The sequence below is a fragment of the Streptomyces sp. SudanB5_2050 genome, assembly GCF_964272335.1.
Lineage (GTDB): Bacteria > Actinomycetota > Actinomycetes > Streptomycetales > Streptomycetaceae > Streptomyces > Streptomyces rochei.
This window is the reverse complement of sequence record NZ_OZ186760.1, coordinates 1,626,641-1,643,969: the sequence shown is the minus strand read 5'-3', so window position 1 is coordinate 1,643,969 and position 17,329 is coordinate 1,626,641. Positions and strand designations below refer to the sequence as shown.

17 protein-coding genes and 2 tRNA genes are annotated in these 17,329 nt (G+C 71.0%); 15 read left to right on the top strand and 4 right to left on the bottom strand.

Going from position 1 to position 17,329, the window contains the following annotated elements; translation table 11 throughout:
* The first annotated feature begins 11 nt into the window (after window positions 1–11).
* Window positions 12–836 (top strand): GNAT family N-acetyltransferase, encoded by an 825-nt coding sequence (locus tag ACFZP7_RS07240; RefSeq protein ID WP_385634092.1) that lies wholly within the window; start codon window positions 12–14, stop codon window positions 834–836.
* 78 nt (window positions 837–914) lie between these two features.
* Here the strand turns inward: ACFZP7_RS07240 and ACFZP7_RS07235 are convergent, their stop codons facing one another.
* On the bottom strand, window positions 915–1,439 hold the full coding sequence (locus ACFZP7_RS07235; RefSeq protein ID WP_086877791.1) for a DsbA family protein: 525 nt from the start codon (window positions 1,437–1,439) through the stop codon (window positions 915–917).
* Between the two features lie 173 nt (window positions 1,440–1,612).
* Between ACFZP7_RS07235 and ACFZP7_RS07230 the strand changes: the two genes are divergently transcribed.
* Complete coding sequence (locus ACFZP7_RS07230; RefSeq protein ID WP_019325131.1) at window positions 1,613–2,092, top strand: hypothetical protein; 480 nt, start codon at window positions 1,613–1,615, stop codon at window positions 2,090–2,092.
* Between the two features lie 175 nt (window positions 2,093–2,267).
* Entirely contained in the window at window positions 2,268–2,447 is a 180-nt protein-coding gene (locus ACFZP7_RS07225) for a hypothetical protein (protein ID WP_019325130.1), read from the top strand.
* Window positions 2,448–2,526: 79 nt separating this feature from the next.
* Here the strand turns inward: ACFZP7_RS07225 and ACFZP7_RS07220 are convergent, their stop codons facing one another.
* Both ACFZP7_RS07220 and ACFZP7_RS07215 read right to left on the bottom strand, forming a co-directional pair.
* Window positions 2,527–3,087, bottom strand: coding sequence for a CGNR zinc finger domain-containing protein (locus tag ACFZP7_RS07220; RefSeq protein WP_019325129.1), 561 nt, complete (start codon window positions 3,085–3,087; stop codon window positions 2,527–2,529).
* Between the two features lie 348 nt (window positions 3,088–3,435).
* The gene (locus tag ACFZP7_RS07215) at window positions 3,436–3,849 is read right to left on the bottom strand and encodes an SsgA family sporulation/cell division regulator (RefSeq protein ID WP_004002642.1); all 414 of its coding nucleotides are present in this window, start codon (window positions 3,847–3,849) and stop codon (window positions 3,436–3,438) included.
* 191 nt (window positions 3,850–4,040) lie between these two features.
* On the opposite strand from ACFZP7_RS07215, the gene ACFZP7_RS07210 reads away from it, so the two are divergent.
* The 9 genes from ACFZP7_RS07210 (at window position 4,041) to ACFZP7_RS07170 (ending at window position 12,260) form a co-directional block, all read left to right on the top strand.
* Window positions 4,041–4,496 carry a TIGR02611 family protein gene (locus ACFZP7_RS07210; RefSeq protein ID WP_019325128.1) on the top strand — a complete coding sequence of 152 codons (456 nt, stop codon included), beginning with the start codon at window positions 4,041–4,043 and terminating at the stop codon, window positions 4,494–4,496.
* 78 nt (window positions 4,497–4,574) lie between these two features.
* Window positions 4,575–4,646 (top strand) — tRNA-Val (locus ACFZP7_RS07205).
* A gap of 354 nt (window positions 4,647–5,000) precedes the next feature.
* The gene (locus ACFZP7_RS07200) at window positions 5,001–6,290 is read left to right on the top strand and encodes an ABC transporter substrate-binding protein (RefSeq protein ID WP_030973238.1); all 1,290 of its coding nucleotides are present in this window, start codon (window positions 5,001–5,003) and stop codon (window positions 6,288–6,290) included.
* The gene (locus ACFZP7_RS07195) at window positions 6,290–7,291 is read left to right on the top strand and encodes a carbohydrate ABC transporter permease (RefSeq protein WP_019325125.1); all 1,002 of its coding nucleotides are present in this window, start codon (window positions 6,290–6,292) and stop codon (window positions 7,289–7,291) included. The genes ACFZP7_RS07200 and ACFZP7_RS07195 overlap by 1 nt, the downstream gene beginning before the upstream one ends.
* Window positions 7,288–8,178, top strand: a complete 891-nt coding sequence (locus ACFZP7_RS07190; RefSeq protein WP_030973234.1) for a carbohydrate ABC transporter permease — start codon at window positions 7,288–7,290, stop codon at window positions 8,176–8,178. The genes ACFZP7_RS07195 and ACFZP7_RS07190 overlap by 4 nt, the downstream gene beginning before the upstream one ends.
* Window positions 8,179–8,190: 12 nt before the next feature.
* On the top strand, window positions 8,191–8,802 hold the full coding sequence (locus ACFZP7_RS07185; protein WP_385634091.1) for a hypothetical protein: 612 nt from the start codon (window positions 8,191–8,193) through the stop codon (window positions 8,800–8,802).
* Window positions 8,803–8,915: 113 nt separating this feature from the next.
* Window positions 8,916–11,651: a Tat pathway signal sequence domain protein gene (locus ACFZP7_RS07180; RefSeq protein ID WP_385634090.1), complete on the top strand. Its 2,736-nt coding sequence runs from the start codon at window positions 8,916–8,918 to the stop codon at window positions 11,649–11,651.
* Window positions 11,652–11,690: 39 nt separating this feature from the next.
* Window positions 11,691–12,149, top strand: a complete 459-nt coding sequence (locus tag ACFZP7_RS07175; RefSeq protein ID WP_019325121.1) for an SRPBCC family protein — start codon at window positions 11,691–11,693, stop codon at window positions 12,147–12,149.
* A gap of 39 nt (window positions 12,150–12,188) precedes the next feature.
* Window positions 12,189–12,260 (top strand) — tRNA-Val (locus tag ACFZP7_RS07170).
* 141 nt (window positions 12,261–12,401) lie between these two features.
* Here the strand turns inward: ACFZP7_RS07170 and ACFZP7_RS07165 are convergent.
* Window positions 12,402–13,127, bottom strand: a complete 726-nt coding sequence (locus ACFZP7_RS07165) for a 3'-5' exonuclease (protein ID WP_019325120.1) — start codon at window positions 13,125–13,127, stop codon at window positions 12,402–12,404.
* A 170-nt stretch (window positions 13,128–13,297) separates the two neighbouring features.
* Here ACFZP7_RS07165 and ACFZP7_RS07160 point away from each other — a divergent pair, with 170 nt between their 5' ends.
* The 3 genes from ACFZP7_RS07160 (at window position 13,298) to thrS (ending at window position 17,264) form a co-directional block, all read left to right on the top strand.
* Entirely contained in the window at window positions 13,298–13,921 is a 624-nt protein-coding gene (locus ACFZP7_RS07160) for a DUF4365 domain-containing protein (protein ID WP_030973227.1), read from the top strand.
* The gene (locus tag ACFZP7_RS07155) at window positions 13,918–15,192 is read left to right on the top strand and encodes a hypothetical protein (protein ID WP_030973225.1); all 1,275 of its coding nucleotides are present in this window, start codon (window positions 13,918–13,920) and stop codon (window positions 15,190–15,192) included. The genes ACFZP7_RS07160 and ACFZP7_RS07155 overlap by 4 nt, the downstream gene beginning before the upstream one ends.
* 92 nt (window positions 15,193–15,284) lie before the next feature.
* Entirely contained in the window at window positions 15,285–17,264 is a 1,980-nt protein-coding gene (gene thrS / locus ACFZP7_RS07150; protein WP_127443000.1) for a threonine--tRNA ligase, read from the top strand.
* The last annotated feature ends 65 nt before the right edge of the window (window positions 17,265–17,329 follow it).

Sequence of the window (17,329 nt, the reverse complement as noted above, 5' to 3'; positions counted from 1 at the left end):
GAACACCCGTGATGACCACCACCCTGCGGCCGACCGAGCCGCTTCAGCGAGCCGCCGACGGGACGCGTTCGCGCCACTACCAGGTGTGCGTGAACAGCCGGCCCGTCGGCGCGATACACCTCGGCACCTCGCGGGCCTTCGGCGACGCGGTGGCCGTGATCCACCGGCTGCGGATCGACGAGCCCGACCGCAGGCGCGGCCGGGGCACGGTCGCGGCCCTCGCCGCGGAGGAGGTCGCGCGGGGCTGGGGCTGCCGGCAGATCCAGGTGAGCCTGGCCGCCGACGCCGAGGCCGGCCGACGGCTCGCGGACGCGCTCGGTTACGTCCTGCGCAACCGCGCCATGACCAAACCGCTCGGCGACACCGCGCCCGCCCTGCCCGCCGGCAGCCGCGCGCGGGCGATGACGGCGGACGAGTTCGCCGCCTGGCAGGCATACGAGACGGAGCACTACGCCCGTACCTGGATCGAGCGCGGCGTCCCCGAGGACGCGGCGTACGCCAAGGCGCGCAGTGACCACGAGCAGCTGCTGCCGCACGGGCAGGACAGCGAGAACATGCTGATCAGCGTGCTGGAGCACGAAGCGGAGCGGGTCGGCGTGCTGTGGCTGGGGCTGCAGGAGGACCGTGCCTTCGTCTTCGACGTCGAGGTCGACGCGGCGCACCGGGGCCGGGGACACGGCCGCACGCTCATGCTGCTGGCCGAGGCCCAGGCCGTCGCCGCCGGCCGGCGCCTGATCGGCCTGAACGTCTTCGCGGGCAACACCGCCGCCGAACACCTCTACGAGTCGCTCGGCTACGCGACCACGCGCGGCTACTACAGCAAGCCGCTGCCGTAGGCGCACGGCGCGAGCGAGACGCCGGCCGGCTTCCGGGGGACGGCGCCGCCGGGCCGTCCCCGCACCGGCGCGGAACCGTCAGTCCCCGGCCTCGGCCAGCAGCCGGTCCGCGATCCGCTCGACGCGCTCGCGCAGCCCCTCCTGGCTCTTGCCGCCGTCGAGCCGCTCCCCGCCGATCACGTACGTGGGGGTGCCGGTGACGCCGATCGCCTTGCCCTCGGCCTGGTCGGCGTCGACGATCAGGATGTGCCGGCCGTCGATCAGGGCCGTGTCGAACTCCTCCGCGTCCAGTCCCAGTTCCCGGGCCACCTCGACCAGGAAGGCCTCTCCCTTCCGGTCCAGCTCCGCGACCCGGGCCAGCACGGCCTCGGCGTACGGCCAGCCCTGCCCCTGGGCCACGGCCTCCTCGGCGGCCTGCGCGGCGGCGAAGGAGTGCTTGTGCTTCTCCAGCGGGAAGTGGCGCAGCCGCAGCTCGAGACGGTCGCCGTAGCGGGCGCGCAGGGCGCGCAGGTCGTCCAGGGCCGTGTGGCAGTCCGGGCACTGGAGCTCGCACCAGACGTCGAGGACGGGCACGGCGGAACGGGCGGGGGAGGAGTCGCTCATGGTCCCATTCTCCCAGCCCGGAAAGCGGCGTCCCGACCACCTCGTACGGCGGCCGTCGGCCCGCGGCCACCGGCACCTGCGGAGGAGCCGACCCCTAGATCTCCCTGATCTCGTGGCCGCGGCATGGCCCGAGAGTGTCCCGACGGTGCAGGATGGAAGGGACGAAGTCACTCATGCCCGACCGACCCGCCCTGGAGGACCGGATGATTGCCGAGACCGTCTGCTCCGCGGTGTCCGCGGCCGGCCTGGGCATCGCGGCGGTCACCGCGTACCGCAGGCGCTTCCTCACCGCGGTCCGCATCGCCGCCTACGCGCTGATCCCGGTCGGCCTGGTGATGACCGGTGTCGTCGAGTGGCTGGCGGACACGGCGTTCAGCCCCGTGGCCTGGGCCGGTTTCGGGGTGCTCGGCGTGTCCTGGGTGCTGTTCATGACGACACGGGCCGTGGAGCGCAGGCGGGGCGGCACCCGCAAGGAGCGCAAGGAGGCCAGGGCGGCGGCTCGCCGCGACGCCGTGGCGCCGGCGGCCTCGGAGCCCTCGCTGGGTCCCGGCTCCGGTGCGGCGGCCCGGCCCGCGCCCCGTCCGGCCAAGAAGTCCGGCGGCGACGACGACTTCAGCGACATCGAGGCCATCCTCAAGAAGCACGGCATATGACCCCGTGCGCCGGTTCCGGCGGGGAAGGCTGAAACGACACAGCGGTCCGAGGCCGTCAGCGGGCGCTCCGTAATGATCAAGATCCGAACGGACCTTGCGGAATTCAACGAACTCCCGGTCGTCGTTGGCGTGTTGATCGCGTACGTCCCGGCCGCTGGGTCATCATCACGGCGAGATGCCGGACACCACTCAGCTGGATCCCCAGCTGGACACGAGACAGAGCGAAACCACGCGGACGCACAGCGAACCGCGAGGCTGCCTCTTCGCCCTTTCCCAGCCACCGCTCATGATCTTCCTTGCGGTGATCGGGTGTCTGCTGCTCATGGCCGCGTTGCACGATCTGCTGCTGCTCTGAGCCGTACCCGCGCTCCCCGGCGTCACCCGCCGGGGGCCGCGTCGCCCCCTCCGTCTCTTCCGGCGGGCCGCGGCGTACGTCAGCCCGCCGCCTCCTTGCGCCGCGCCCGGTAGGCCGCCACGTGCAAGCGGTTTCCGCAGGTGCGGCTGTCGCAGTAGCGCCGCGAGCGGTTGCGCGAGAGGTCGACGAAGGCGCGCCGGCAGTCGGGGGCCTCGCACCGCCGCAGCCGCTCCTGCTCACCGGCGACCACGAAGAAGGCGAGCGCCATGCCGCAGTCCGCGGCGAGGTGGTCGGCGACCGAGGCGCCGGGGGCGAAGTAGTGGATGTGCCAGTCGTAGCCGTCGTGGTCGGTGAGCCGCGGTGTGGTGCCGGCGGCGGCGACCAGATCATTGATCAGACCCGCAGCGGCACGCGCGTCGGGGGCCGCGAAGACGGCCGCGAACCGGCCGCGGATCTTGCGCACGGCCGAGAGGTCGAGTTCCGAGAGCACGCCGACGTCGCTGATCTCGTGCGTTCCGACGAAATCCTGGAGGGCCGAGACGTCCGGCAGTCCGTCCGGAGCCGCCTCGTCCTCCGGCACGGTGTTCACCAGATCCACCACGGTGTCGAGGGCGCACCGGGTGTCGTGGGTGATCAGCACATCTCGCTCCCTGGCCTGGGGTCGGGCGGGCGCCCGCCGATGCTGGCCGATGGTAGTGGCTTCCACGACGGGCGGACCGGCTCCGATGCCGCTCCTCGCCGCCGGATGCCCGTAGAACGACGGTCGCCGGCCCTCCGTTCCCGGCGCCGCTATGCGCCCAGCGGGGCTGCTGCCCACCCACCGTCACCGCGCACTCACGTCACCGCACACCCACCGTCACCGCACACGCACCGGCGCCGCCCCCGCGGTCTCCCGCGGCGACGACGCCGGTGTGTGCCGTGATGCGGTTGTCCGGGCCCGTGCCGTCACCCCGAGTCGACGGCGACGGGCGGCTTCGCGGAGATCGCCCTAGCTTTCCGCCAGGATGTGCGAGAGCTCCTGATCGAGATCGAAGTGCCGGTGTTCCGTGCCGGGCGGCACGGCGGCGTCTGTGCGCTTCAGGAAGGACTCCAGAGCCCGCGCCGGGGCCTCGAGCAGCGCCTCGCCCTCCGGGGAGCTGAGGGCGATGCACACGACGCCCTGGCCGTGACTGCGGGACGGCCAGACACGGACGTCGCCGGTCCCGGTGGGGCGGTGGAGACCTTCGGCGAGGAGGTCGCGGGCGAACACCCACTCGACGGTCTCCTCGGCTCCGGTGTGGAAGGTGGCGTGCACGGCGTAGGGGTCGGCCGTGTCGTACCGCAGGCCTGCGGGGACAGGCAGGGAGGACTCGCTCGACACAACGAGGCGCAGGTGCAGCTCGCAGCTGACCGTGGTGTTCATAAGCGCCAGGGCCTTTCGCTCAGTGTGCGCTCGGGGATTCGCACGTCGGCGAAATCGACATGCCACCTACGGTGCCGTTGTAAACCCCTCTGCGTGTTTTGCGTGTGTTTAGGTAACCCTTCCGGCCGAGTGGTCGTTCGGGTCCTGCGCCCATTCCGGTGACAGCTTTCGCTCCGGTAGTGTTTGGCCGTATGAACACGGGGAGTAACAAGCCCGGCGAGGCGGCCGTGGCGGAAGACCGTACGGGGACGGACGACGAGGCGGCGCCCGCGCAGGCGCTCGGATCGCGTGCACCGGAATTCATCAAGGCGCGCCGCGCCCTGCACCTGAGCTGGCAGGTCGGCGTCTTCATCGTCGGCCTGGCGGTCGTCGCGGCCGGCGCCGCCATGCTCGTCCTGCCCGGACCGGGGTGGGTCGTGATCTTCGGCGGCATGGCGATCTGGGCGACCGAGTTCGTCTGGGCCCAGCTCGTCCTGCGCTGGACCAAGCGCAAGGTCACCGAGGCGGCCCAGCGAGCCCTCGACCCGAAGGTGCGGCGGCGGAACATCATCCTGACCTCGGTCGGTCTGGTGATCGTGGCCGCGGTGGCCGGGGTCTATCTGTGGAAGTTCGGACTCCAGCTGCCCTGGAAGATCGAGGACCAGTGATCCGCCGCGGGGGCCGGTGACCCGGCCCCCGCTGGTCACGGGCACCCCCTGACATGGGGTAATGTTCTTCCTGCGTCCGGGCGATTAGCTCAGTGGGAGAGCGCTTCGTTCACACCGAAGAGGTCACTGGTTCGAACCCAGTATCGCCCACCGGATCATCAGGCGGCCCGGCTCACGATCGTGAGCCGGGCCGCCTTCGTGTGCGGTGCGTCCGGACTCCCGGGCGTTCCGCTTCCGCCCGCCTTCACCCAACCGTGACCTTCGGTGCCGCGGGTGCGGGCGGCTTCCGTCACGTTCGACCCGTCGGTCACACCGCTCCGACCTGGGGATTCCTCGCGGCGTGCGGCCGATGCGCCGGGAAGGGCCGCTCCCGCCGCCGCGAGCCGCCGCCCGTCATTTCCTGTCCGAATCATTGACGCGCCCGTGGGCCCTCCGTACCTTGTGGCAGCAAGCGCTTACTTGAAACGATTCATGGGGCGGACGCAACGTCGCGGGGAGGCTCATATGCAGCAGGGCAGGAATGTGGAGAGGCGGACGATCCTCAAAGCGGCGGGGGCCTCGCTGGCCGTCGCGGGGCTGGGGGCGACCGCCACCGCCTGCGGCGGCGGCAGTGGTTCCGGGGACGGAACGGTGACGATTCGTTACTCCTGGTGGGGTGCCGAAGACCGGGCGGAACGCATCAACAAGACCATCGCGCTCTTCGAGAAGAAGTACCCGAAGATCAAGGTCAAGACCGACTTCCAGCCGTACACCGACTTCTGGAAGAAGTTCAACACGCAGGCTTCCGGAGGGAATCCGCCGGACGTCTTCCAGAACGCCATCGGATTTCTCCGGAAATACGACGCCAAGAATGTCCTGCTCGACCTGAGCGAACAGGTGAAGGCGGGCAATCTCTCGATGGACGGATTCCGGGCGGGCCTGGAGAAGTTCGGCGAGATCGACGGCAAACTCCTCGGCGTGCCGGTGGGTTCGAACTCCATGGCGCTCGTCATCGACAAGCCGGTCTACACCCGGGCCGGCGTCAAGCCCGAACAGGGCTGGACCTGGGACGACTTCGACGAGGCGATGACGAGGATCCGCGACCGGACGGGCCGCGCCGGTGACAGCGGCATGTACGGCGTCATGTACCTCTACGACCTGTATCTGCGGCAGAACGGCAAGGCGTTCTTCACCGAGGACGGACTCGGTTTCTCCGAGGCCGATCTGACCGCGTGGTGGACGAAGGCGGAGAAGGGCGTGAAGTCCGGCCTGTTCGCCGACCCGAAGAAGGTCGCCCAGATCAAGCCCAAGTCGGCGCTCTCCGCGGAGCTGGCCGGCAGCGAGTTCACCTGGGACAACTTCACCGTCCGCTACACCTCCGAGGGCAAGAGCGAGTACGGGCTCGCGCCGATCCCCAGCACGGACGGCAAGCGGACCGGCCAGTACCTCGGTTCGCTGATGCTCAGCGGCTACAAGCGCACCGAGCACCCGAAGGAAGTCGCCCAGTTCATCGACTTCATGGTCCACGACCCCGAGGTCGCCAAGATCATGGGCTACGACCGGGGCGTCCCCACGACCCAGGTCCAGTACGACGCGTACCGGCCCACGGACCCGGTCAACAAGGCGATCGCCGCGTACGAGCAGTCGCTCGTCGACGCGGGGGTCCTGGAGACCATCACGCCGCACCCGAACGGCGCCGACATCTGCGAGGCCGCCTTCCTGCGCATCGCCGAGGAGATGGCGCTCGGCGAGCGGTCCGTCCAGGACGCCGTCAAGCAGTTCTTCACCGAGTCGAAGACGGCTCTCGCCGGCTGATGGGAAGCGCCGTGACACACGCCCCCGCGAGGGAGGACCTGGACAAGGACTCCGAGCCGCGGCACGGTCCGGTGAAGTCCCGGCGCCCCGCCGATCTGAAGCGGCGGGGCCGCCGGGAGAACCTGGCCGGCTACCTCTTCATGTCCCCCTGGATCGCCGGGTTCCTGCTGCTGACCGCGGGACCGATGGTCGCCTCGCTCTACTTCGCGTTCACCGACTACAACCTGTTCGACGCGCCCCGGTGGATCGGCCTGGACAACTTCTCCGAGATGTTCGGCGATCCGCGCTGGCGCCACTCGGTCCAGGTCACCCTCTGGTACGTCGTCGTGGGCACGCCGATCAAGCTGCTCGCCGCGCTCGGTGTGGCCCTGCTGCTGGCGCAGAAACGGCGCGGGCAGGCCTTCTACCGGGCCGCCTTCTACGCCCCGTCGCTGATCGGCGCGAGCGTGTCGGTGGCCATCGTGTGGAAGGCGATCTTCTCGGACGACGCGGTCGTCGACCGTACGCAGCGGCTGTTCGGGATCGACGTCGGCGGCTGGACCGGTGACCCGGACCTGATCATCTACAGCCTGGTGGCGCTGACCGTCTGGCAGTTCGGCGCCCCGATGGTCATCTTCCTGGCCGGCCTCAAGCAGGTGCCGCGCGAGCTGTACGAGGCGGCCGACGTGGACGGGGCGAGCAAGCTGCGGCAGTTCTGGAACATCACGCTGCCGATGATCTCCCCGGTCCTCTTCTTCAACGTCCTGCTGGAGACCATCCACTCCTTCCAGATCTTCAGCTCCGCCTACATCGTCGGCGGCGGCGCCGGAGGCAACTCCTGCGGTCCGGCCGACGGAACCATGGTCTACACCTGTTATCTGTACGTGCAGGGCTTCGAGAACAGCCGCATGGGCCTGGCCTCGGCCATGGCGTGGATGCTGCTGGTCGGCGTCGCCCTGGTCACCGCGGTGCTGTTCTGGTCGCAGAAGCGCTGGGTGCACTACGAGGAGGGCGGCCGATGAGCGCGCAGGCCACCGACGTCACGCCGGCCCCGTCCGCGAAGGGGGCCCTGCGGCGCAGACTGCCGGGCTCGCTCGCCTGGCACCTGGGGTCCCTGGCGATCCTCGCGGTGATCCTCTACCCGGTGATCTGGGTCATCGGCGGCTCCTTCAAGGAGAGCGGGGACATCGTCGGCAGCCTGGACCTGTTCCCGGCCGACCCGATCATCTCGAACTACACCGGCCTCGCCGACGGCATCGCCGACATCTCCATCTCCACCTTCTTCGTCAACTCACTCGTCCTCGCGGTGGGTTCGGTGATCGGGATCGTGGCGTCCTGCTCGCTGACGGCGTACGCCTTCGCCAAGATCCGGTTCGCCGGCCGCAACCTGCTCTTCACGCTGATGATCGGCACCCTGCTGCTGCCGTACCACGTGCTGCTGATCCCGCAGTACGTGCTCTTCCGCAACATGGACATGATCAACACGTACACCCCGCTGCTGCTGGGCAAGTACCTGGCCACGGAGGCGTTCTTCGTCTTCCTGATGGTGCAGTTCATGCGGAACCTGCCCAAGGAACTGGACGAGGCGGCGCGCCTGGACGGCTGCGGGCACTTCCGTATCTACTGGTCGATCGTGCTGCCGCTGTGCCGCCCGGCCCTGATCACCAGCGCGATCTTCACCTTCATCAACGCGTGGAACGACTTCATGGGCCCGCTGATCTACCTCAACGAGCCCAGCAAGTACACCGTCTCCCTCGGCCTGAAGATGTTCGTGGACCAGGAAGGGCTGGCCAACTACGGCGGCATGATCGCCATGTCGCTCGTGGCCCTGCTGCCCGTCCTCGCCTTCTTCCTGGCCTTCCAGCGCTATCTGATCGACGGCATGGCGACGTCCGGCCTGAAGGGCTGAGGTGAACCGATCGTGACCCAGGTGCGTGCGAAGGCCCGTACGGAGCGGGCGGGGGAGCGGGGCGAGTCGCGGTTCGCCGAGGGGTTCGCCCTGTTCGCCGAGTGCCTGCTCACCGGCGTGTGGATCGCGGTGGCCTCGCTGCCGCTGGTCACCTACCCGGCCGCGTTCGCGGCGGGGGCCCGGCACCTCGGGCGCCGGCTCGCCCACGAGCGGGGCGGTTGGCGGGAGTTCGCCGCGGACTTCGGGTCGGCGGTGCGCCGCGGATGGCTGGTCGGGGTCGCCGGATGGGCCGCCCTGGCCCTGGTCTGGGTGGACGTGCGGGCGGTGCGCGAGGGGCTGCCGGGCGGCCCGTTCGTGGGCGCCGTGGGTGTGCTCGCCCTGATCGGCGCCGCCGTCGCCGGGCTCCGCGCGGCGGCGGCCTGGCGGCCCGGCGCCTCCTGGCGGTCGCTGCTCGCGCAGGCCGGCCGCCGCACCGTGCTCGACCCGGCCGGCTCCTTCCTGATCGTCGGCGGGCTGGCCGTCGTCGTCTGTTCCGCCTGGTTCAGCGCGCCGCTGGCGGTCCCCGTCCTGGGCGCCGTGGCGGCTGCCGCGGTCGCCGTGGAGGAACGCTACCGGCGCCGCTGACCCCCCGCAGCGTCCCCATCAAGGCCGGCGCCCCGGCGCCGCGCCTCTCTCTGTCATGCCCTTGACACCTTGACACCTTGACCGCCCTTGCCCCCGCACGGAAAGGAAAGGCCATGTCCCCCATCCCCCGCAGGTCCCTCCTCAAGGCGGCCGCCGTCGCCGGAGCCGCCGCCCAGTTCAGCTGGGCCCTCGGCGCCAAGAACGCGCAGGCCGCCCCCGCCGCCGCGGCGGCCGACGACAGCCCCGTCACCCTCACCTGGCTGGAGGACGGCGGCCTGGGCGCCGCCCCCGGCTCCACCGTCGGCGTCCCCTGGCCCAAGGGCACCTACCGGGAGGACCAGACCTTCGCCGTCACCGACGCCGACGGCAAGGCCGTACCGACCCAGTCCTGGCCCCTCGCCTACTGGCCGGACGGCTCCCTGAAGTGGACGGCGCACGCGGTCGGCTCCGGCCACGGCAAGCTCACCCTCACCGCCGGCAGCCCCGCCGCCCCCGCCCGGAAGGTCACCGTCGACCGGCGCGGCGGCACCATCGACATATCGACCGGCGTCATCACCGCCAGGATCGGCACGTCCGGATCGACCCTGATCAAGTCGGTCACCAGAGGCTCCACCGAGATCGCCAGGAACGGCCGCCTCGTCCTGCTGCGCCAGCCCGAGATCGAGGACGGCGACCAGGGCACGGTGAAGTACGAGCGCTTCGACGGCGCCGTCGACGAGGTGAAGGTCGAACAGGAGGGCCCGGTCCGCGCCGTCGTCCGGATCGACGGCAAGCACCGCAAGGGCGACCGCGGCTGGCTGCCCTTCTCCATCCGTCTGTACTTCTACGCGGGCGCCGACTCCTTCCGCATGGTGCACACCATCACCTTCGACGGGAAGCAGGAGCCCGGGAAGGCGAGCGGCGACTTCGTCCGGGGCCTCGGCGTCCGCTTCACCGTCCCGATGCGCGACGAGTCCTACGACCGCCACGTCCGCATCGGCGGCGAGGGCACCGGCCTGCTGCGCGAGGCCGTCAAGGGCATCACCGGACTGCGCCGCGACCCGGGCGCCGCCGTGCAGGCGGCCCAGTTCGCCGGGGAGAAACTGCCCGACCCGTCCACCTGGGACCAGCGCGTCACCACCCGCCTGCAGTACATCCCCGAGTGGGGCGACTACACCCTCTCCCAGCTCTCCGCCGACGGCTTCACCCTGCGCAAGCGCACCAAGAAGGGCCACGGCTGGATCGGCGCCGGCGGCGGACGACGCGCCTCCGGCTTCGGCTACGTCGGGGGCGTGAGCGGCGGCCTCTCGTTCGGCCTGCGCGACTTCTGGGAGAAGTACCCCGCCCAGCTCGACATCCGCGACGCGCAGACCGACGAGGCCGAGGTCACCCTCTGGCTCTGGTCGCCCGAGGCCCAGCCCATGGACCTGCGCTTCTACCACGACGGCATGGGCCAGGACACCTTCCCCGAGCAGATCGAGGGCCTCAACATCACCTACGAGGACTACGAGCCCGGCTTCGGCACCCCCTACGGCATCGCCCGCACCTCCGAGCTGCTCTTCTGGGCCAACGCCGCGACCCCGAGCGCCGAGACACTCGCCGAACAGGTCGAGGCGGTCCGCGTCCTGCCGCAGCTGGCGGCACCGCCGGCCCAGCTCATCAAGGCCGGAGTCTTCGGCCCCGGCCTCTACTCCGAGCCGGACCGCTCCACACCCGCCAAGGCGAAGATCGAGGACCACCTCGACTTCCTCTTCACCTACTACAAGGACCAGGTGGAGCAGCGCCGCTGGTACGGCTTCTGGGACTACGGCGACATCATGCACACCTACGACACCGCCCGGCACCAGTGGCGCTACGACATCGGCGGCTACGCCTGGGACAACTCCGAACTCTCCCCGGACCTCTGGCTCTGGTACGCCTACCTGCGCTCCGGCCGCGCCGACATCTTCCGCTTCGCCGAGGCCATGACCCGCCACACCGGCGAGGTCGACGTCTACCACCTGGGCGCATGGGCCGGCCTCGGCACCCGCCACGGCGTCCAGCACTACGCGGACAGCGCCAAGCAGCAGCGCATCGCCAACACCACCTACCGGCGCTTCTACTACTTCCTCACCGCCGACGAACGCGTCGGCGACCTCATGCACGCCAACGTCGACTCCGACGAGACCTTCCTCGCCCTCGACCCGCTCCGCAAGATCCGCACCGAGCCCTACACCCCCGACCGCAACGCCCTGTCGATCGGCTTCGGCACCGACTGGAGCGGCCTGGTCTCGGCGTGGCTGACCGAGTGGGAACGCAAGGGCCCCAAGTGGGAGAAGGCCAAGGCCCGCGTCCTGTCCACCATGGAGACCATCGCCGCCCAGCCCAACGGCTTCGTCCAGGGCAGCGGCCTGTACGACCTGGACACCGGCCGGTTCGCGATCGCCGACACCCCCAAGGTCGAGGTCTCCCACCTGTCGGCCGTCTTCGGCCTCAACGAACTGTGCGCCGAACTGATCGACCTGGTCGACATGCCGGAGTTCAACGAGGCGTACTACGACTACTGCCGCTACTTCAACGCCTCCAAGACCGAACAGGCGGCCCGCTACGGCAGCAACTTCGGCAGCCTCATCCTCTTCCAGGGCCACTCGCGCCTCGACGCCTACGCCGCCGTGCGGACCGGGGACGCCCAGCTCGCCGCCCGTGCCTGGCAGAAGTTCTACAACTCCGACGGCTACAAGGAATCGGCGCCCTGGAAGACGGAGAAGGTGAGCGGCCCGACCGCCCTGGTGCCCGGCAGCGAGGCGACCTGGGTCTCCACCAACGACACCGCCCTCTACGGCCTCGCCGCCATCGAGAACCTGGCACTTCTGGGGGACCGGATGCCGTAGTCGGCGCCTGACGGGCGCGGGCGGGGGCACACTCACCGGGTGGACCGGAACCATTACCGATTCCTCAGCCTGTGGACCCTGCCCGCGCCCGCCCCGGCGGTCTACCGGGAGCTGGAACGGCTCGAGGACTACCCCCGCTGGTGGCCCCAGACCCGCGAGGTCACCCGGCTCGACGACACCACCGCGGTCCTCCGGGTCCGCTCACTGCTCCCGTACGACCTGACCACGACCCTGCGCGAGGGCAGGCGCGACCCGGCGGCGGGGGTCCTGGAGGTGACGATGAGCGGCGACCTGGAGGGCTGGGCCCGCTGGACGGTCACCGAGCGGGGCTCCGGCACGCTCGCCCGCTACGACCAGGAGGTCGTCGTGCGCAAGCCGCTGCTGCGGCGTCTCGCGGTGCCGGGACGGCCGTTGTTCCGGGCCAACCACCGGCTGATGATGCGGGCGGGACGGCGCGGGCTGGCCGCCCACCTGGACGGCGGTCGGCAAGCGGTTTGAAGGAAGCCCGCCGGTCCCTGTATTGTTCAGTGCGTTCCCGGGCGATTAGCTCAGTGGGAGAGCGCTTCGTTCACACCGAAGAGGTCACTGGTTCGAACCCAGTATCGCCCACGCTCGCGAGAGCGACGTGTGTCCGCAGACAACGCGGACCGCGTCGCTCTCTTTGTGTCGTGCGCGGCTTCGCCGCGCGAAGTGGGGGCTCCGCCACCCACACCCCGGCCCCCGGAGTCACCGTGGGCCGGACATGTGAGGTCACGCCGCCGCCGGCAGGTCCGGTCGCAGGGGCCAGGCCGGGTCGACCGCCTCCTCCGTCCCGTTGAGCGCGAACCACGCCTGCAGTCCCCGCGCCTGCCCCGCGTGCCACACCGCCTGCAGCGTGTGCAGCTCGGCCGCGGACAGACGCTCCAGCCGCGACGGGAAGCGGCGCCCCACCGCCCGTACGACCTCCAGCGCGGCCTGGGCGTCGGCCGCCGCGTCGTGCGCGCCGGTCAGCTCGACGCCGTAGTGCGCGCACAGGTCGGTGAGGGTGCGGCGGCCCTTGCGGTACCGGTCCAGGTGCTTGTCCAGCACCCGCGGGTCCAGCACGTGCAGCGACGTCCGCTCCAGCCAGCGGCCCAGCGACGAGGCGCGGTGCCGGCGCAACTCCCGGTCCAGCAGCGTCAGGTCGAACGGCGCGTTCATCACCACCAGCGGGCGCCCGGCGCGGGCCTGCTCGCCCAGCGCCTCGGCTATCTCCCACATCACCGGCGCCGGCCACCGGCCGTGCCGCTGCAGATGCTCCTCGGTCAGTCCGTGCACCGCCGTCGCCGCCTCGGGCACCGGCACACCCGGGTTCACCAGCCACCTGGTGACCCGGGGCCTGAGCCCGGGGGCGTCCTGGACGACGAGTGCCGCCGACACGATCCGGTCGGTCTCGACGTCCACACCCGTCGTCTCCGTGTCGAAGGCCGCCAGCGGCCCCTCGAACCAGCACGTCATAGGGCACTCAACTCCTCGCTCGCGCACGGCAGCTGACGCGCCGTCCTCTGTCCGGTTCGGTGATACCCGGGCTGTTTGCGCCGTACGCCGGAAGGACACAACAGGAGTGAGGGTCTGTGCAGTTCACAGGCCCGCAGCGGGGATTCACCAGTTCTGGAAGGCTGTTGGCCATGGCCATAGCGCAGCCCGAACGGGGCGGGCTGCTGCCCGAGCGCACCGCGCCCTCCCGGGGCTCTCTCGCCGTCACCGCCTGCATGGAGACCCTGCAGGTCGGCTACCTCCACGCGGTCGCCGCGGCGGCGGGCTGCTCGCTCTCCCAGCCCTTCCCGGACAACGGCATCGACTGGCACGTCAGCCACAGCGCCCCCGGGCACACCGTCGACGACGAGGTCACCATCAAGGTCCAGCTCAAGGCGACCTACCAGCTGGCGCCGAACCCGCCCGCCCGTCGCCCACCGCCGCCCTCGACGGAGAGGGGCGCGCCCCCGCCCCGCCACACGGGCCGGTTCTTCTCCTTCACGCTCGACAACGACCACCTGGCGAAGCTGGCCCGCACGCCGGTCTCCGTCCACAAGATCCTGGTCGTGATGATCGTCCCCCGGTCCCAGGACCAGTGGCTGCGCGCCGGTCACGACCGGCTCGACCTCAGGCACTGCTGCTACTGGACCAATCTCGCCGGACACCCGATCACCGGCCGGCGGCGCACCACCGTGCGGATACCGACCGCGCGGATCTTCGACGACCGGGCGCTGTGCGAGATCATGACGCGGGTCGGGACGGGAGGGAAACCATGACGCACCGGCCGACCGGAGAGCCCCTGCGCGCCGTGCGCCCCCACCCGGCCGACGACGCGGCCCGGTGCGACGGCCGGCCGCCCGAGTCCGGCACCGTCGACCCGGCGGTGCTGACCGCCCTGCTCCAGCGGCACGGCTGGCGGCGGCGCGGCGGCGCCCCGGGCCGGTACGGCCGCTGGACCCCGCCGGGACCCGGCGCCGGGTCCACCAGTCTGCTGGTGCCCGTCAGCCGCGCCTTCCCCGACAGCGACGACCTCCTCGCCGAGGCACTGCTCGCCCTCTCCCGCAGCGGCACCCCCGCCGCCCGCGAGATCCTGGTCTCCCTCGCCGTGCCCAGCGACGAGATCCGCTGGGGGCGCGACGTCCCGGCCGCCGGCCCCGATGAGGCCGTGTCCTGGCCCGCGGAGGAGCAACTGCGTTCCGCAGCCCGGCGGATGCTGCTCGCCGGGGCGCTCGCCACACAGGCGCGTGCGGGCTACTACGGGGCCCGGCACCGGCGCTCCGCCGCCGAGGCCCTCCGGGACGTCCTGGTCGCTCCCGCCCCCGGCGGGCGCCGGCTCACGGCGTTCGTCCCCGTGAGCACCGGCCGTCCCCTCGCCGTACGCCTCCACCACGCCCTGTACGCCGCCCGTGAGGCCGTCGACTACCGGCGGGCCACCGGGGGCATGGAGGCCTTCGACGCGGCCGTGGCGGCCGGCGTCAGCCACGAACTCGCCGACGCGCTCGTCGCCCTGGTCCGCGGCACCCAGGGTGCCCGCGTCGGGATCGACTGGGCGCCGGCCGCCGGAGTGCCCGAGGGCTGCGCCGCGCTCGGCGAGTCCGTCGAGTTCTCGCCCGGCGACCTGCCCGCCCTGCGCGAGGCCGCCGCCCGCTACCTGCGCGCCGAGCCCTCGGTGCCGGTGCGGCTCACCGGCACCGTCGTCCGCATGCGCCGGCCCGGGCCGCGCGGCGCGGGCACCGTACGGCTGCGGGTGCTGGCCGGGGCGGAGGTGCCGCACGTGCGGATCACCCTGGACGAGGAGGGCTACCGGATCGCCGGTCACGCCCACCTCCTCGGGCTGCCGGTGCGGGTGCTGGGCCGTCTGGAGAGCCGGGGCGGTTTCCGGCGGCTCACCGGGGCCTGCGAGATCGCCCCCGTGCCGGTCGACGACGCGGAACGGGACCGGCTGCTGAAGGCGGTGCAGGAGCACGTGGAGGTGGCCGCCTTCTTCGAGGAGACCTGCGGCGGGGAGGGCGAGGACGGGGAGGACGGCGGCGACCGCGGGGACTGATTTCGCGGTGGGCGGGCCCCGGTCGGTACGATCGCCCCCATGCGTGCGCTCCGGTATGGCGCCGCAGCCCCACCTTCAGTCAGGAGAGACCGGTGTCAGACGTCCGTGTGATCATCCAACGCGATTCGGAGCAGGAAGAACGCGTGGTGACGACGGGCACTACGGCCGCCGAGCTCTTCGCCGGCCAGCGCTCGATCATCGCGGCGCGGGTGGCCGGTGAGCTCAAGGACCTCGCCTACGAGGTCAAGGACGGCGAGACCGTCGAGGGCGTCGAGATCTCCTCCGAGGACGGCCTGGCCATCCTGCGCCACTCCACCGCGCACGTCATGGCGCAGGCCGTGCAGGAGCTCTTCCCCGAGGCCAAGCTGGGTATCGGCCCGCCCATCAAGGACGGCTTCTACTACGACTTCGACGTCGAGAAGCCCTTCCACCCCGATGACCTCAAGGCCATCGAGAAGAAGATGCAGGAGATCCAGAAGCGCGGCCAGCGCTTCTCCCGCCGCGTCGTCACCGACGAGGCCGCCCGCGACGAGCTGGCCGGTGAGCCGTACAAGCTGGAGTTGATCGGCCTCAAGGGTGCCGCCGGGCAGGCTGCCGACGGTGCCGACGCCGAGGTCGGCGCCGGTGAGCTGACCATCTACGACAACCTCGACGCCAAGACCGGCGAGCTGTGCTGGAAGGACCTCTGCCGAGGCCCCCACCTGCCGACCACCCGCGTCATCCCCGCGTTCAAGCTGATGCGGTCGGCCGCCGCCTACTGGCGCGGCAGCGAGAAGAACCCGCAGCTCCAGCGCATCTACGGCACCGCCTGGCCGTCCAAGGACGAGCTGAAGGCGCACCTGGACTTCCTCGCCGAGGCCGAGAAGCGCGACCACCGCAAGCTCGGCGCCGAGCTCGACCTGTTCTCCTTCCCCGACGAGCTGGGCCCCGGCCTCGCGGTCTTCCACCCCAAGGGCGGCGTGATCCGCAAGGTCATGGAGGACTACTCGCGTCGCCGGCACGAGGTCTCCGGCTACGAGTTCGTGAACACTCCGCACATCTCGAAGGAGCACCTCTTCGAGATCTCCGGGCACCTGCCGCACTACGCGGAGGGCATGTTCCCGCCCATCCAGTTCGACGAGCAGAACTACCGCCTCAAGGCGATGAACTGCCCGATGCACAACCTGATCTTCAAGTCGCGGGGCCGCTCCTACCGTGAGCTGCCGCTGCGCCTGTTCGAGTTCGGGACGGTGTACCGGTACGAGAAGTCGGGCGTCGTGCACGGGCTGACCCGCTCGCGCGGCTTCACCCAGGACGACTCGCACATCTACTGCACCAAGGAGCAGATGCCCGAGGAGCTGGACACGCTCCTGACCTTCGTGCTCGACCTGCTGCGCGACTACGGCCTGACCGAGTTCGAGCTGGAGCTGTCCACCCGCGACGACTCCGACAAGTTCATCGGCTCGGACGAGGACTGGGAGGAGGCCACGGAGGCGCTCCGCCTGGCCGCCGAGAAGCAGAACCTGCCCCTGGTCCCGGACCCGGGCGGCGCCGCGTACTACGGCCCGAAGATCTCCGTGCAGGCCAAGGACGCCATCGGCCGGTCCTGGCAGATGTCGACCATCCAGGTCGACTTCAACCAGCCCAAGCGGTTCGGGCTGGAGTACACCGCGGCGGACGGCTCGCACCAGCAGCCGGTCATGATCCACCGGGCGCTGTTCGGCTCCATCGAGCGCTTCTTCGGTGTGCTGCTGGAGCACTACGCGGGTGCCTTCCCGGCGTGGCTCGCGCCCGTCCAGGCGCTCGGCATCCCGATCGGCGACGCGCACGTGCCGTACCTGCGGGAGTTCGCCGAGAAGGCCAGGGCGGCCGGTCTGCGCGTCGAGGTGGACTCCTCCTCCGACCGCATGCAGAAGAAGATCCGCAACGCCCAGAAGCAGAAGGTGCCCTTCATGGTCATCGCGGGCGACGAGGACATGGCGAACGGCGCCGTCTCCTTCCGCTACCGCGACGGCTCCCAGGAGAACGGCATCCCCGTCGACGAGGCCATCGCCAAGATCGCGAAGGTCGTCGAGGAGCGCGCGCAGGTCTGACCGGCCACCGCGGAAGGCCCCCGGGAGTTCCCGGGGGCCTTTCCCTGTCGTACCGCGCGACGCCA